We start from the raw sequence: 15,923 nt of genomic DNA on the forward strand, positions 1-15,923 counted from the left end.
TCTTCATTATAATGAAACATATAATCAAACGATATTCAATACTAATATACATTGTTTATACTGGTATTTTCATCACAGGATGCTCTGGAGCCTCTACTCTTAAAGAAGGAGAAATTTTATATACTGGAGCTAAGGTCAAAATAAAATCAGACCGATTAAACAAAGGTGATATTTCTGAACTGAAAAAAGGCACAGAGAGTCAACTTTCTCCTAAACCCAATGCTTCGTTTTTGGGAATGCGCCCTAGATTGTATTTTTATAAATGGGCGGGAGAAACTAAACAAAATAAAGGTCTGCGATATTGGATTAAAAATAAACTAGGAGAAAAACCTATTCTTCTGCAGGATGTGGATAGAGAATTTAATAAAGAAATTGCAGTTAATTATGCAGAAAATATTGGTTATTTTAATACTAAAGCAAAATATGACACCCTTACAAAAGGTGGAACTGCTAAGGTTTTATATACTATAACTCCTTACAATAGATATTTTATAGATACCGTAAACTTCCTATCTAATACTAACGAAGAGGTAATGGAAGATATAAAAGCCACACAAAAACAAAGCCTAATAAAACCACAAGAACCTTATAATCTAGAAATAATAAAAAAAGAAAGACTCCGCATAGATACTTATATGAAGGAGAATGGATATTATTATTTTAGTCCTGATAATATTATTATTCAAGCAGATAGCACCTTAGGAAATAGCAAAGTTGCAATCAATGTAAAACTAAAAGACCAAACTCCAGAACTTAGCAAAAAAAAGTTTAGTATAGATAAAGTAATTATCTACCCTGATTATAGCATACAAAATGTAGAGAAAGGAAATATTACCATTCCCACTACAACCGAAGGACTGGAAATTTACAGAGATATGTACATTATAGACCCTGAAAAAAAATTTAAACCGCAAGTTTTTGATAGGACTATGTACTTTCACTCAGGTGAAGTTTATAACAGAAAAGACCATAATCTTACGCTTAAAAGACTTATAAATCTAGGTGTTTTTAAGTTTGTGAAAAATCAGTTTATCATTTCAGATTCTCTAAATAATAAGTTTGATGCGTACTACCTACTCACCCCAAACAATTTTCAATCACTCCGTATGGAAGCATTAGGTAAGACTAATTCTGCAAACTTTAACGGTGGAGAGATAAATATCAATTGGCTTCACAGAAACTTATTTAAAGGTGCAGAGCAACTAAGGGTTACTGCTTATGGAGGGATTGATGTGCAAGCTGGAGGTCCTAGAGCTTTCAGTAATATATTGAGATTTGGAGGCAACGCTCAACTTACTTTTCCAAAGATTATAGCTCATTTTAAGTTTCATACCAGTTCAGAATTTGTTCCAAGGACACAAATAAATCTAGGATACGACTATCAGCGTAGAACGGGGCAGTATACTCTGCATAACTTTAGTACCTCTTTTGGCTATTTATGGAAAGAAAATGCAGAGAGAGAACACGACCTTAAGATATTTAGCGCTACTTATGTTAACCCTCAGAATATTTCAGATGAATATCAATTTTTAGCAAATCTTTATCCTAGTTTAGCTAGAGCTATAGAAAAACAGTTGGTTTTTGGACCTGTGTATCAGTACACATACACCAATACCATCATACCTAGAACACATCAGTTCTATTTTCACGGATTAGCCGATTTATCAGCTAACCTTACAGGGCTATTATCCAATGCAAATGCAAAAGAAGGAAGACAAAAAACCATACTAGGAGTACCCTTTAGCCAGTATGCGAAATTGGACACAGACTTTCGCTATTACTACAATATAAACTCTAAAAATACTTTGACTGCAAGACTAATGATGGGATTAGCTTATCCTTATGGCAATTCTCTCACAGTGCCTTTTTCTAGACAATTTTTTGTGGGAGGAAGTAATAGTATAAGAGCCTTTAGAGCTAGGACACTAGGTCCAGGTAGTTATGACCCAAGAAACCAACAAGGCAGTTTCTTTTTAGACCAAGCAGGAGATATTAGGCTAGAAACTAATTTAGAATATCGTTTAAACCTCTATCGTTTTCTTAACTTAGGTCTCTTTTTAGATGCTGGTAACATTTGGCTTATCAATGATGATCCTACTCGCCCAGGTGCTAAGTTTGGTAAAGATTGGGCTTCTGAAATTGCTATAGGAGGAGGCTTAGGACTTCGATTTGATTTTAATATATTTGTACTAAGGACGGATCTTGCCATTCCTATAAGAGTACCCTATTATAACAAAGGGGAACGATGGAGATTTAACCATATTGATTTTAACAATTCTTCTTGGAGAAAAGATAACCTAATCCTAAACATAGCCATAGGCTATCCTTTTTAGAAAAAAGACCATTATGAAAGATAATCTTAAATTTTACTGGGAAACCATTAGAAAAGCAGGAGCAGATTGGAGCAACTCAAATGCAGATAGAGATGCGGCAGGAATTGCTTACTATGCTATATTTTCCATACCTGGATTACTTATAATTTTAATTTGGGTTATGGGGATTATTTTCGGAGATACCAATTTTCAACAAAAAATATTACAAGAGGTTACAAAAATTATGGGAGAAGATACCGCCAAAAGTTTAGATGGTATCTTAATATCTTCTATGATAGACCAAGACGGAATTATTATGAGAATTATTGGAGTGGTAACTCTCATTTTTGGTGCTACCACCTTATTTTTTCAACTTCAAAAGTCTCTCAATGAATTATGGGGTGTAAAAGCAGCTCCCAAAAAGGCTATACTCAAATTTCTAGTAGACCGTGCAAATTCACTAGGAATGATACTCATTATTGGCTTTCTAATGATGATTACAATGATTTTATCTACACTTATAGGGCTAACTAATGATTTTATCTCTCAACACCTAGGGCTAGAGACCTATTATATTATACAAATCATAAATACACTTGTGGGGTTCCTTATTGTTGTTCTACTGTTTGCTCTTATGTTTAAAGTCCTTCCAGATGTTCAGCTTTCTTGGCGTTCTGTATGGGTAGGAGCATTTATTACCGCATTTTTGTTTACTTTAGGTAAATCTCTATTAAGTCTTTACTTCAGTCATTTTAAACCTACATCTGCTTTCGGAGCAGCTGGATCCGTTATTCTAATTATGATGTGGATAAATTATACTTGCAGACTCATCTTTTTTGGAGCAGTATTTACCAAAGTTTATACCTACCGTAGAGGTCTAAAAATACAGCCTTCTCAACATGCTAAATGGACTTCCGACAGAAGAGAGCCTTCTTCATACTAACCATTCTCTCTAGGTATGAGCAAAAAATTTCAACATAAAAATATCCTCATCACAGGAGGCGCTAGCGGCATCGGTAAAATTATGGCTAGACTTTCGTTAGAGAAAGGTGCTAAAGTGATTATTTGGGATATTGACCAATCAAAAATTGATGAAACTATCCTCCAGTTTTCATCACTAGGTTCTATCTTCGGATATAAGGTAGATGTTTCCAATTATGACGAAGTACAACACTTCGCCATAAAAACTAAACAAAAGATTGGTAATGTTGATATTCTAATTAACAATGCAGGGATTGTGGTAGGCAAATATTTCCACGAACACTCTCAAAAGGATATTTTAAAAACCATAGAAATCAATACCAATGCACCGATGGTAATCACTAATTTATTTTTACAGGATATGCTTACGCAAAATTCAGGACACATCTGTAATATTGCCTCTTCGGCAGGATTGGTATCTAACCCTAAAATGTCCGTATATGCAGGGAGCAAATGGGCTGTTGTTGGTTGGTCTGACAGCCTTAGGCTAGAAATGGAACAGCTGAAAAAAAACATTAAAGTAACCACCATTATGCCTTACTATATCAACACTGGAATGTTTGATGGCGTGAAATCTGTTCTCCCTATATTAGCCCCTGAAAAAGCGGCTAAAACTATCATTAGTTCTATAGAAAACAACAAAAAAATGGTAACACTTCCTAGGTATATCTATCGTTTGACTCGTATAGGTCAAGGACTATTTCCTCTTCGTTTTTTTGATTGGTTTGCGGGAAGTTTACTAGAAATCTATAAAACAATGGCTGACTTTAAAGGTCATAAAAAATAATTATACCAATGGAAACTCCAAAAGCCCAAATATCAGCACTCGTCCAAAAGCAAAAAGCATTTTTTGCAACTCAACAAACCAAAGCCATTGATTTTAGACTAAAGCAACTATCTTTACTAAAACAAGCCATACTAAAGTATCAGCCCGAAATAGAAGAAGCCTTATGGAAAGATTTACACAAATCTAAAGAAGAGGTTTACCTTACGGAAATCAGCATTGTTCTAAGTGAAATTAATTATCATTTAAAAAAAATAAAAAGTTGGGCTCGTCCTAAGAGGGTTTGGTCGCCTATTTCGGTACTTCCTGCATCTAGCCGTATCATTTACGAACCTTTGGGTGTGGCTCTTATTATCTCTCCGTGGAATTATCCGTTCCAGCTTCTTATCAATCCTCTAGTAGGAGCTATTTCCTCTGGCTGTTGTGCTTTACTAAAAGCTTCTCCTGACGCTCCAAATCTCGCTAATGTAGTGGAGAAAATGCTAACAGAATATTTTCCGCTAGATTATATTGCCCTTGTTAAAGGTGGACGAGAAACCAACACCTACTTGCTAGAGGAACGCTTTGATTTCATTTTCTTTACAGGAAGCCCATCTCTAGGAAAAGTGGTTATGAAAGCGGCGGCAGAAAATCTAACGCCCATCGTGCTAGAATTAGGTGGTAAAAGCCCTTGTATTGTAGATAAAGATGCAAACCTCAACCTTGCTGCTAAAAGAATTGCGTGGGGAAAACTCATCAATGCTGGACAGACCTGCATCGCTCCAGATTATCTTTGGGTACACCGTTCGGTAAAAAAAGAGCTTCTTGAAAAAATAGCTTACCACATTAAAGAAATGTATGGCTCTGATGTTAAATCTAGCCCTTTTTATCCTCGTATTGTAAATGATAAATCAGTAGAAAGGCTTTCTAAATTTCTTAATGAAGGGAATATCTATTTAGGTGGAGAAGTAGATTCCAGTCAAAAATACATCGCACCAACTATTATAAATAATGTAGAACCTCACTTCGCTATTATGCAAGAGGAAATTTTTGGTCCCTTATTACCTGTAATAACATTTGACCATATTGATGAACCTATCTCGTACATCAACCAACATGAAAAGCCATTAGCTTTATATTATTTTGGTAAAACTAAAACTGCTAAAGAGGTAATTTCAAAAACAAGTTCGGGCGGAGTTTGCATCAACGATACGCTTATGCATATTGCCAATCATCATCTTCCTTTCGGTGGTGTTGGGAATAGTGGTATGGGCAAGTACCACGGGAAGTACAGTTTTCTAGCCTTCAGTAATGAAAGAGCTATCGTAAAAACACCAACATTTTTAGACCTTCCGTTCAAGTACGTTCCTTTCAGGTTTTTTGAATGGGTAAAGAAAATGATATAGTTTTACCAATAAAAAACCTCAGAATAAATATTTATTCTGAGGTTTTTAAAGAAGTCAATCAAGTATCAAAAATGTAGAAACTAATCTACATCTTTATTCAAAAATTTGTTTTCTCTAAGTTCTACTCTGCCATTGTTATCAGCTAAAAAACTACTGATACGCTCATCAGATGGGCTATCATCTAGTTTAATATTTTTTCTTCTAAAAGCAGGTACTGTTTCAAAAGTATTTTCCTCATCTACATTTTGGTAACGAGAATTAAATTCTTTTAGCTTATTTCTTCTCTCCTGTACTTTAGAGTCTTCTACTTTTTTCTCTATAAAAGTAAAAAGTGTTTCCTCTTGAGCTATTTCTTCATTACGAAATATAGGTTTTTCTTCTACTTCATGAATTACTTGAGGCTCTTGAGACGCAACAGTATTAGATACTGTTTTTACTTCCTCTTCAAAAGTAGGCTCTTCTTCTTTTATTTTAAAGCTGAACTCTACAGGTTTTTCATCTAAGAATAAAGATTTAGTAGGTTGTATGCTACTTTCGTCTTTTGATTCAAAAGTAAAAGATATTCCTTTTGGTTCTTCGTATCCTTCATCATAAGAGAATAAATCTAGTTCATTACTTCCTTCTTCAAATTCTTCATTAACCTCTTCAACATAGGTCATTGGTTGTATTTCTTGAACCGCTAACTGCTCTCCGCTTAATCTATTTGCTGAAAACTGTGGTGAAGAAAAATCATCTTCTTCATCTAACTTCACGATGTTTTTCTCTGTAACAACAGAACCTAATCCTGCATTCTTAGCATCAGAAGAAATTTTAAATGGAGATTCTCTTCTAACTGAATTTGCCGTTTCGTGCAATGGTACCTTAACTACTTCTGTAGGACCTGCATTGATGTGGTTTTCATTAGTAAATCCCGTAGCAATTACCAATACTCTAATAGCATCGCCAAGTTCTTCATCTGTCCCTACACCAAAGATAATGTTAGCTGTATTTCCTGCTTCGTTTTGGATATAATCGTTGATAAGACCAATTTCGTCCATCGTAGCTTCAGAAGCCTCATCAGAACCACTCTGAATAAGAAGCAATACATCTTGAGCTCCTGTAATTTTGTTATCGTTAAGAAGTGGAGAGTCTAATGCCTTTTTAACAGCTTCTTCTGCTCTCTTCTCACCTGTAGCACTTCCCGTGGACATCAAGGCTGTACCTGAATTCTGCAACACAGACTTAGCATCACGGAAGTCAATATTGATAACAAAAGAACCCGTAATTACCTCTGCCATACCTTTGGCTGCATTGGTAAGCACCTCATCTGCCTTAGAAAAACCTTGTTTAAATCCTAAGTTACCAAACTGTTGTCTTAGTTTATCGTTGTTTATCACGATGAGAGAATCCACATTATTTCTTAGTTTCTCTAGCCCTGCTTCAGCTTGGTCTAATCTTCTTTTTCCTTCAAAAGAAAACGGAACTGTAACGATAGCGACCGTCAAAATCCCCATTTCCTTCGCCGCCTTAGCAATAATAGGTGCTGCACCCGTACCTGTACCACCACCCATACCAGCGGTAATGAATACCATTTTGGTATTTTGTCCTAGAGTGCTTTTTATCTCGTCTATACTTTCTATTGCAGCCTTTTCTCCCACTTCTGGGTCTGCACCAGCACCTAAGCCTTCTGTAGTTGTGATACCTAACTGAACTTTATTAGAAACGGGATTGTTATTTAGTGTTTGTGCATCTGTATTACAAATGACAAAATCTACACCGTGAATCCCTCTTTCATACATATGTTTTAAGGCATTGTTTCCACCACCACCTACACCTATCACCTTGATAATAGATGAGTTGCCTTTTGGTAAATCAAATTCAAAACCTGTTTTATTGGTATTTTCCATTACTTCATTTTAAATGACTAAATTACTTAATTATTCCGATTCCTCAAAGAATTTTTTTATCTTTTCTAAGATGTTTTGCCCTATAGTAGGCTTTTTAGAGGCATTTTGCTGAACCACAGTCTCATTATGAGTTGGTTTATCACTATCTAAAATTTTATCTTCTTGGTTGGTTTCATCAGAAACTGTTTGGCTAGAAACAGATACTTCTTCCTGAACTAAAGAATTAGTTTTTTTATCTCTAATAGACAAACTTTCCATTAAAAGCCCTATAGATGTTGCAAATTCAGGGCTTTTTAAATGCTGATTTTTATCGTTCGAAATATATTCATTAGCGTAACCTATACGACTATCAAACCCTGTGATATAATTTGCGAGCTGTCTCAGATGTTTTAGATTAGAACCACCACCTGTAAGCACAATCCCCGCAATGAGTTTTCTTTTTTTCTCGTGTGCTCCATAGGCTTTAAGTTCGGTGTTTACCATCTCCAAAATTTCTTCCACTCTGGCATGAATAATTTTAGCCAATGTTTTTAGAGAAATTTCTTTTTCAGTTCTTCCATGAAGCCCAGGAATGGTAACAAAAGTACTCTCCTTCTCCAATTCTGGAACAGCAGACCCAAAACGAACTTTAAGCTGCTCCGCGTGTTTTTCGATAATAGAACAGCCATCTTTAATATCTTCGGTAATAATACCTCCTCCATAAGGGATAACACAAGTATGACGGATAATATTATCCTTAAATATTGCAATATCAGTAGTACCACCACCTATATCTACAATAGCTACTCCAGCCTCCTTTTCTTCCTTAGTCAAAACCGCTTCGGACGATGCCAATGGCTCCAAAGTAAGCGACTCCATCTCTAGCCCTGCTTCTTTAACGCATCTGCTGATATTTTTAATGCTACTCATCTGCCCTACCACCACATGGAAATTAGCTTCAAGACGCTTTCCGTGCATTCCTATTGGTTCTTGGATTTCGCCCTCCGAGTCTACCTTATATTCTTGTGGAAGTACATGGATAATCTCTTCGCCAGGAAGCATCACCAATTTCTTAACTTGATTTTTGAGCTCTTCTATATCCTCCTCGGTAATGTATTGGTCTGGATTTTCTCGCATAATGTAATCCGAGTGTTGCAAAGAACGGATATGTTTACCTGCAATACCCACCGTTACCTTAGTAATAGGCACACCTGCACTTTTTTGAGCCTCGCTAACAGCTGTTTTAATGGAATTGATGGTTTGGGCAATGTTGTTTACAATCCCTTTATGTACACCTAAACTAGGTGCCACACCTACTCCCATAACCTCTATCTTACCGTACTGATTACGACGACCAACGATAGCAACAATCTTGGTGGTCCCAATGTCTAATCCTACTGAATACTCTTGGCTTTCCATTTATTTTGATTTGAATTTGATTTTATTTGTTCTTTTCTTCTTCTTTATATGTTTCTTCTTTGTAACCTTTACTAAGTGTAGTTACAATCTGATTATCATATTTCAATGATATTTTGGTGTATTTATCAGATGGTTGATAAACCAAATACTTTTCTACAAACGCTTTGAAACCTTTAACTTTGAAATCTATATTTTCCAAGCTTCCTAGTTCTACTCTGTAGTTTTCTTCATTGGCAATAAGATAATAATTTTCTCTCTCTTTTACAACACCAATGAAAAACTTTTTACTAAAGTCGTCTTGATTTATCTTTTTTACCAATTCTATCAATTGAGGATATTCCTCTGGTTGCACATTACCACTTATGAGCATACACGATGCTGAATAGTTACGATTGATAGGAAATTCCACCCCTTTCTCATCTACATAAAACTCTTTCTTCCCTTTACTTAGCCTAAACACAGGCACTCTTTGCATAATATCTATATGCAATATACCATCAAGACTAAGATAAACATTGGCACTATCTACTGCAGAATATTCTGCAATTTTTCTTTCTAATTTTGGGATATCAATATCCCCAACTCTATTGGTAGTATTGGCTTTTTTAACAATGCTTTCTATTTCTTTCTCATCAATAAAATAGACTGGCTTCTCTCCTTGAATAATATTAACAGCCACTTTATCCATAGAGGCATTATTAAATCTTTTCATTGAAAAGTTTAACAAAAATCCCAGTAGGATAATCGTAACAGCTATTTTTAATATTCTGTATTTGTTCTTCATTTTAAAGTTCTATGCTTCCTTTAACCAGCTTACAATACCATCATAAAGCGTGTCTATATCTCCTGCACCTACTGTAAGTAAAATGTCAAAGTTTTTATTTTTAATTTTACCAAAAGCCTCCGACAAACTAGAAACCTCTTTATCTGCCAGTGTTACTTTTTCTAGCAACCAATCTGAACTAATGCCCTCAAAATCCTTCTGCAATTCTCTCGCAGGATAAATATCTAAAAGCATCAACTCGTCTCCTTGCGATAAACTTTTAGCAAAATCATCTGCAAAATCTCGCGTTCTACTGAACAAGTGCGGCTGGAATACTACCAAAAGTTTTTTATCTGGATAGAATGTTCGTATAGAGCCAATTACCGCATTAAGCTCCGTAGGATGATGGGCATAATCGTCTATATAAATCTTTCCATTAGGGAAAATATGCTTGGTATATCTCCTTTTGATACCTCTAAATTTAGACAAGGCCTCTTTTAAATCTTCCAAAGAAACACCCATTTTGTGCAAAACAGCCAATGCTGCCGTAGCATTTTCCACATTATGAATACCTGGTATTTCCCAACTAAAGCGTTGAGTTTCTCCATATGGAGTATAGAAATTAAATGATATAGAATCTCCCTCCAACCTCAACTCGTCTGAATAATAGTCTGCCTTTTCGTTCACAGCATAGGTGGTTACGCTTCTATCTAAGTTTATACCTTTTCGTACAAAAAGCTGACGCTCCTCCGATACCAAATGAGCAAAATCTCTAAAGCCTTTTTCTATGGTAGATTTGTCCCCATAAATATCTAAATGGTCTGCATCTGTAGAAGTTATAATTGCCCAATCTGGAGCTAAATTAAGAAAGCTTCTATCGTACTCGTCGGCTTCCACTACGGAATAATCTTTCCCATTAAATATAAAATTAGACCCAAAGTTTTCGGCAATACCTCCCAAAAATCCAGAAAATGACAAATTAACTTCCTTACAAAGATGGGCTACCAAGCTAGAAGTAGTAGTTTTACCGTGAGTTCCTGCAACAGCGATGCACTCGGTTTCGCTAGTAATAAGCCCTAGAACCTTCGCTCGTTTAAATACCGGAAAGCCTTTTTCTTGGAAAAAATCTAAAATCCCTAGTTGTTTAATTGCTGGCGTATAAATCACTAAAGTGTCTTCGGGTTTAAAGGCTTTTATTTGCTCATCAATACTATCTTCAAAACTAATTTTTATCCCTTCCGAAATAAGAGCCGAAGTTAGTTTAGTAGAAGTTTTATCATAGCCTAAAACCGTTTTCCCAATGGAATGGAAGTATCTCGCCAAAGCAGACATACCTATCCCTCCAATGCCTATGAAATAAAAATTTTGATATGTACTAATATTTTGCATTTCTATTTAAAAACTTTAATTATTTCATCTACAATTTCCTCTGTCGCCTTTGGTTTTGCGAAATAAGATAGGTTTTGCCCCATTTCCTTTCGTAAATTTTCGTTGCTACAAATTTCTGAAAGTGTATTCCAAAAACGCTCTTTCATTTCCTCATCTTTTACCATTCTCGCTGCATTTTTCTCAACTAAAACCATTGCATTTTTGGTCTGGTGATCCTCTGCTGCGAAGGGAAGAGGCACCAATAAAATAGGCTTCTTAACTACCGCTAACTCCGAAATAGCAATCGCACCTGCTCTAGACACAATCACATCTGCCGCAGAATAAGCTAATGCCATATCTGTGATAAATTCCTTTATTTGGATTGTATCTTCTTCTAAATTAACCTTATCTTTAATCGTTTGATATTCTGTTTTTCCTGTTTGCCAAATCAGTTGCCAATCTTCCTTTTTAATCCTTTCCAAATTTTCTAACCAACCATTATTAAGTGTTCTAGACCCCAACGAACCTCCTACGGAAAGAATACTCAATTTACTAGGGTCTAATCCTAACTTTTCTTTAGCCGTAGCAGTATCTGTAAGCCCCTCCATTAAAGATTGTCTAATAGGATTTCCCGAAAAAATCGTCTGGGTTTTTGGAAAAAAATGAACCATATCAGGATACGCCGTAAAAACAGCCTTGGCTTTCTTTCCTAAGAAAAGATTAGTTTTCCCAGGTAGAGAGTTTTGCTCCTGAACAAAAGTAGGTACCCCCAAACGAGAAGCTATATATAAAGCTGGACCACTGGCGAATCCGCCTGTCCCTATTGCCACATGAGGCTTAAAATCCTTTATAATACGATTGGCCTTTCTAACACTAGAAATAATCTTGAAAGGCAGTTTAAAATTTGCTAAAAGACTGCTCCTATTAAATCCTGAAATGTTAAGTCCTTCTATTCTAAACCCCGCTTGAGGCACTTTCTCCATCTCCATCTTATTCTCTGCCCCAATGAACAAAAATTCCGCTTTAGGAAAACGCTTTTGTATCTCTTGAGCAATGGCTATCGCAGGGAAAATATGTCCTCCCGTACCACCACCACTCATTAATACTCGAGGTGCAAAATCTTGATTGATATGATGTATATTTTCTGACATTTTATTCTTTAATATTAAATTAGCTTTTAGGCAATATCATTTATTTCCTCGATGTTTTGTTTTTTACCAATGCCTTCTTCATCATAGATTTGTATTCTAGAGCTGATATTAAGTATTAAGCCTAATTGAGCGTAAGTTACTAACATAGAAGTACCTCCGTAACTTATCAGTGGTAGAGGTTGCCCTGTTACAGGAATGAGATTAAGTGCCACCATAATATTAGCACTTAACTGAATGAAAATCATAATTCCTAAAGAAAGCACCAATAGAGAACCAAAGAAAGCCCTAGTTCTACTTGCTATAATTAGTATTCTTATAATGATAATAAAATACATACCCAATAAGCCAACTGCACCTATTACACCATATTCTTCCACAATAATGGCAAAAATAAAGTCTGATGCCGACTGTGGCAACCTCTGTTTAAGAGCACTTTTGCCTGGTCCTTTACCTGTAATACCTCCGTGTACTATGGCCGCCTTAGCATGCATCACTTGATAGTTTTTAGCCTTTACAGCATCTCTTTCAGCACTATCCAATTGTGCATCTTTTGAAGAGGAAAAAGATTCTACCCTGCTTATCCAAGTATGAACACGGTTGTTGGGCATTAAATTAGTGTTCAATGCTACCAAAATAAAAATAATAGACGCTAAGCCCGACAAAGAGACAAACCCTGCAATATACTTCCACGGAAATTGCCCTATTATAAGGACAATTAGTGAAGTAGCTAAAATCATCAATGCCGTGGAACCGTTATCTTTAGCCACTAAAATAAATACCAATAATATAGGTCCAAAAACATACATAATGTTTTCTATGGGAAGCCTCTGTCTTTGAATATTTTTAGTTAAATAACGGCATAGATAGATAACTAACATCAAAGCTGCCAATGCTGACGGCTGAAATGAAATTGCAGTACCTGGTATTTTAAGCCACCTAGAAGCACTCGCCCCATCTATGGTTTGCCCTGTAAAAATAGTAACTCCTAAAAGAATTACAGAAATTACAAGAAGTATGGAACTCAACTTTCCTATAAACTCATATTTTATCGCTCCGATGACTCTCATCAAAAATAACCCTAAAGCAATGAACATCACATGCTTGATAAGGTGGCTGGTGGTTGTTCCTGTATTTACAATGTACTCTAAATTAGAACTTGCCGAATAAACAGGAAGTATGGAGAATACAGAAATAAGAATTACTGTAATCCACAGCACTCTGTCTCCTTTTAGATATTCTATTTTTTTATTTACTTCTGTATGCTCCATGGTTTATTATTTTAGAACCTCAGCTTTAAACTTTTCACCTCTATCTTCGTAGTTTTCAAACAAATCAAAACTTGCACAGCACGGCGAAAGGAGTACAGCATCTCCTGCTTCTGCTATGGATTTTGAAATTTTAATAGCTTCCTCCATACTAGAAGTATTATAAATAAACTCTTTTTTATCTCTAAAGAAATCTATAATCTTTTGGTTATCTATACCTAAGCAAACAATCGCTTTTACTTTCTTTTTAACCAATTCTTCTATTTCGGTGTAATCATTGCCTTTATCCACTCCTCCTACAATCCAAACGGTAGGCTGAGTCATACTTTCTAAAGCATAGTAAGTAGCGTTTACATTAGTCGCTTTACTATCATTGATAAATTTAACTCCATTAAGATTAGCTATTTCCTGTAACCTATGGTCTACAGCTTGGAAAGTCATCAATGAATTTCTAATACTTTCATTACTAATATTAAGTATTTTACCCGCTATAGACGCTGCTAAGCTATTAGCCACATTATGATTCCCAATAAGAGCTAAGTCTCTAATTTTCATAGTAAACTCACCTTGAAATTTTACCACAATGTTTTCATCGTTCATATATCCACCCTCTGAGAGAGTTTCTTTTATGGAGAATGGTACTTTTTTAACCTTTAAATCTAACTCTTGAAGAATTTTTTGACTCATTTCATCATCTTTATTATAGATGAAGAAATTATCATATTCTTGATTTTCAGTAATTCGGAATTTAGCTAAAGCGTACTCCTCATAATTATAATTATATTGGTCTAAATGGTCTTGACTCAAATTAAGAAGCAACGAAATGTATGGTCTAAAATTCTGAATATCATCTAATTGAAAACTACTGATTTCCAAAACATAATAGTCAAAAGATTCATCGGCTACTTGTTTCGCAAAACTCTTGCCTATATTACCTCCCAAACCTACATTCATCCCATTATCTTTAAGGATATGATAGATGAGAGAAGTAGTAGTCGTTTTACCATTACTGCCCGTAATTGCCACAATTTTGGCATTAGTAAATTCCGATGCAAATTCTATTTCGGAAGACAGTCTTATCCCTTTCTGATTGATTTTAAATACAATATCTGCCTTTTTAGGAATACCTGGGCTTTTAACCACCCAATCGGCATTTAAAATTCGTTCTTCATCGTGCTGACCTTCTTCAAATTCTATATTATTCTCTATCAGTTGTTTTTTATACTCTTCTTTTATACTTCCTCTATCGGATACAAAAACCTCCATACCTTTCTTTTTAGCAAGGTAGGCTGCCCCAAAACCACTTTCTCCAGCTCCTAAAACTACTATTTTCATATTCCTTAATGTTTTTATTGAAAATATTTATCTAATTTTAAGTGTAATTAAACATACAATCGCTAAAACTACCCCTATAATTATCATTCTATTAACAATCTTACTTTCGTGGTAGCCACTCTTCTGATAATGATGATGAAGAGGAGACATTTTAAACAATCGGTTATTTTGAGCATATTCTAATCCATACTTTTTCTTTCTGTATTTGAACACTGCTACTTGAAGCATTACCGATAAGTTTTCAATTAAAAATATTCCACACAGCACAGGTATCAATAATTCTTTTCTTAGAATAATGGACAAAACCGCAATAACTCCGCCTAGCATTAAACTACCTGTATCACCCATAAATACTTGGGCAGGATAGGTATTATACCAAAAAAAACCAATAACCGCCCCTACCATCGCCACCGCAAAAATGGTAGTTTCTCCCATATTAGGCAGAAACATAATATTGAGATAATCCGCAAAGATGATGTTACCCGAAACATACGCAAAGAAAGCTAATGTGAGTAAAATAACCGCACTCGTACCTGCAGCTAAACCATCTATCCCATCGGTAATATTAGCTCCATTAGAAACAGCTGTAACAATAAATATCGCCATCGGAATGAAAACCACCCAAGCCCATTCTTCTGCTTCTTGCTCATCCATCCAAAAGAGAATACCACTGTAATCAAACTCGTTATTTTTAATCATCGGTACGGTAGAAATTACTTTTTTTTCTTCCTTCATAAAGTTCTGTTCTACATTGTTACGATTAATCTCTTTTGCATCTGCATATTTTCTTTTAACGGTAACATCAGAATTAAAAAACATTGTGACCCCAACAATTAGCCCTAAACCAACTTGACCTATGACTTTAAATTTACCACTTAAACCGTCTTTATTCTTCTTTATTTTCTTAAGATAATCGTCTATAAAACCTATTGCTCCCATCCAAAGCACGGATACAATGAGTAGAATAATATAGATATTCGTAATCTTAGTAAAAAGCAATACAGGTATCAAAGTGGCTATAATGATGATAAGTCCTCCCATAGTAGGAGTTCCTTCTTTTTGTTTTTGCCCATCTAATCCTAAATCTCGCACTAGTTCTCCCATCTGTTTTCTACGAAGAAAATTGATGATTTTTTTACCATAAACCAATGCAATAATAAGCGACAACAGAACCGCCATAGCAGCCCTAAAAGAAATGTATCTCAATAGGTTAAGACCTGGTATATGTATGCCGTTAGCCGTAAGATATTCGTATAAGTAGTATAACATAGTTTGTATTTCTTGTTTTTAAATTA

12 protein-coding genes are annotated in these 15,923 nt (G+C 35.3%); 4 read left to right on the top strand and 8 right to left on the bottom strand.

Going from position 1 to position 15,923, the window contains the following annotated elements; all coding sequences use genetic code 11:
• The first annotated feature begins 11 nt into the window (after window positions 1-11).
• Genes tamL through RA0C_RS06180 form a run of 4 tightly spaced genes read left to right on the top strand, consistent with a single transcriptional unit; the run spans window position 12 to window position 5,462 of the window.
• Entirely contained in the window at window positions 12-2,333 is a 2,322-nt protein-coding gene (tamL, locus tag RA0C_RS06165) for a translocation and assembly module lipoprotein TamL (RefSeq protein ID WP_004917060.1), read from the top strand.
• A 13-nt stretch (window positions 2,334-2,346) separates the two neighbouring features.
• Window positions 2,347-3,255, top strand: a complete 909-nt coding sequence (locus tag RA0C_RS06170) for a YihY/virulence factor BrkB family protein (RefSeq protein WP_004917057.1) — start codon at window positions 2,347-2,349, stop codon at window positions 3,253-3,255.
• A 15-nt stretch (window positions 3,256-3,270) separates the two neighbouring features.
• Window positions 3,271-4,080: an SDR family oxidoreductase gene (locus RA0C_RS06175; protein WP_004917054.1), complete on the top strand. Its 810-nt coding sequence runs from the start codon at window positions 3,271-3,273 to the stop codon at window positions 4,078-4,080.
• Between the two features lie 8 nt (window positions 4,081-4,088).
• A complete protein-coding gene (locus tag RA0C_RS06180; protein WP_013446967.1) occupies window positions 4,089-5,462 on the top strand; it encodes an aldehyde dehydrogenase in 1,374 nt (457 codons plus the stop codon).
• An 80-nt stretch (window positions 5,463-5,542) separates the two neighbouring features.
• On the opposite strand, the gene ftsZ is transcribed toward RA0C_RS06180, so the two are convergent.
• The 8 genes from ftsZ to mraY all read right to left on the bottom strand — a co-directional run bounded on the left by ftsZ (window position 5,543) and on the right by mraY (window position 15,897).
• A complete protein-coding gene (gene ftsZ / locus RA0C_RS06185) occupies window positions 5,543-7,348 on the bottom strand; it encodes a cell division protein FtsZ (protein WP_013446968.1) in 1,806 nt (601 codons plus the stop codon).
• 30 nt (window positions 7,349-7,378) lie between these two features.
• The gene (ftsA, locus tag RA0C_RS06190; protein WP_004917047.1) at window positions 7,379-8,746 is read right to left on the bottom strand and encodes a cell division protein FtsA; all 1,368 of its coding nucleotides are present in this window, start codon (window positions 8,744-8,746) and stop codon (window positions 7,379-7,381) included.
• Window positions 8,747-8,768: 22 nt separating this feature from the next.
• Window positions 8,769-9,458: a cell division protein FtsQ/DivIB gene (locus tag RA0C_RS06195; protein ID WP_004917045.1), complete on the bottom strand. Its 690-nt coding sequence runs from the start codon at window positions 9,456-9,458 to the stop codon at window positions 8,769-8,771.
• Between the two features lie 81 nt (window positions 9,459-9,539).
• Window positions 9,540-10,898 (bottom strand): UDP-N-acetylmuramate--L-alanine ligase, encoded by a 1,359-nt coding sequence (gene murC / locus RA0C_RS06200; RefSeq protein ID WP_004917044.1) that lies wholly within the window; start codon window positions 10,896-10,898, stop codon window positions 9,540-9,542.
• Between the two features lie 2 nt (window positions 10,899-10,900).
• Window positions 10,901-12,028, bottom strand: coding sequence for an undecaprenyldiphospho-muramoylpentapeptide beta-N-acetylglucosaminyltransferase (gene murG, locus RA0C_RS06205; protein WP_004917042.1), 1,128 nt, complete (start codon window positions 12,026-12,028; stop codon window positions 10,901-10,903).
• 26 nt (window positions 12,029-12,054) lie between these two features.
• Window positions 12,055-13,296: an FtsW/RodA/SpoVE family cell cycle protein gene (locus tag RA0C_RS06210; protein WP_004917040.1), complete on the bottom strand. Its 1,242-nt coding sequence runs from the start codon at window positions 13,294-13,296 to the stop codon at window positions 12,055-12,057.
• A 6-nt stretch (window positions 13,297-13,302) separates the two neighbouring features.
• Complete coding sequence (murD, locus tag RA0C_RS06215; protein ID WP_004917036.1) at window positions 13,303-14,628, bottom strand: UDP-N-acetylmuramoyl-L-alanine--D-glutamate ligase; 1,326 nt, start codon at window positions 14,626-14,628, stop codon at window positions 13,303-13,305.
• Between the two features lie 27 nt (window positions 14,629-14,655).
• Window positions 14,656-15,897: a phospho-N-acetylmuramoyl-pentapeptide-transferase gene (mraY, locus tag RA0C_RS06220; protein ID WP_004917034.1), complete on the bottom strand. Its 1,242-nt coding sequence runs from the start codon at window positions 15,895-15,897 to the stop codon at window positions 14,656-14,658.
• Between the last annotated feature and the right edge of the window lie 26 nt (window positions 15,898-15,923).

Origin of the sequence: Riemerella anatipestifer ATCC 11845 = DSM 15868, from assembly GCF_000252855.1 — a bacterium.
GTDB classification, from domain to species: Bacteria; Bacteroidota; Bacteroidia; order Flavobacteriales; family Weeksellaceae; genus Riemerella; species Riemerella anatipestifera.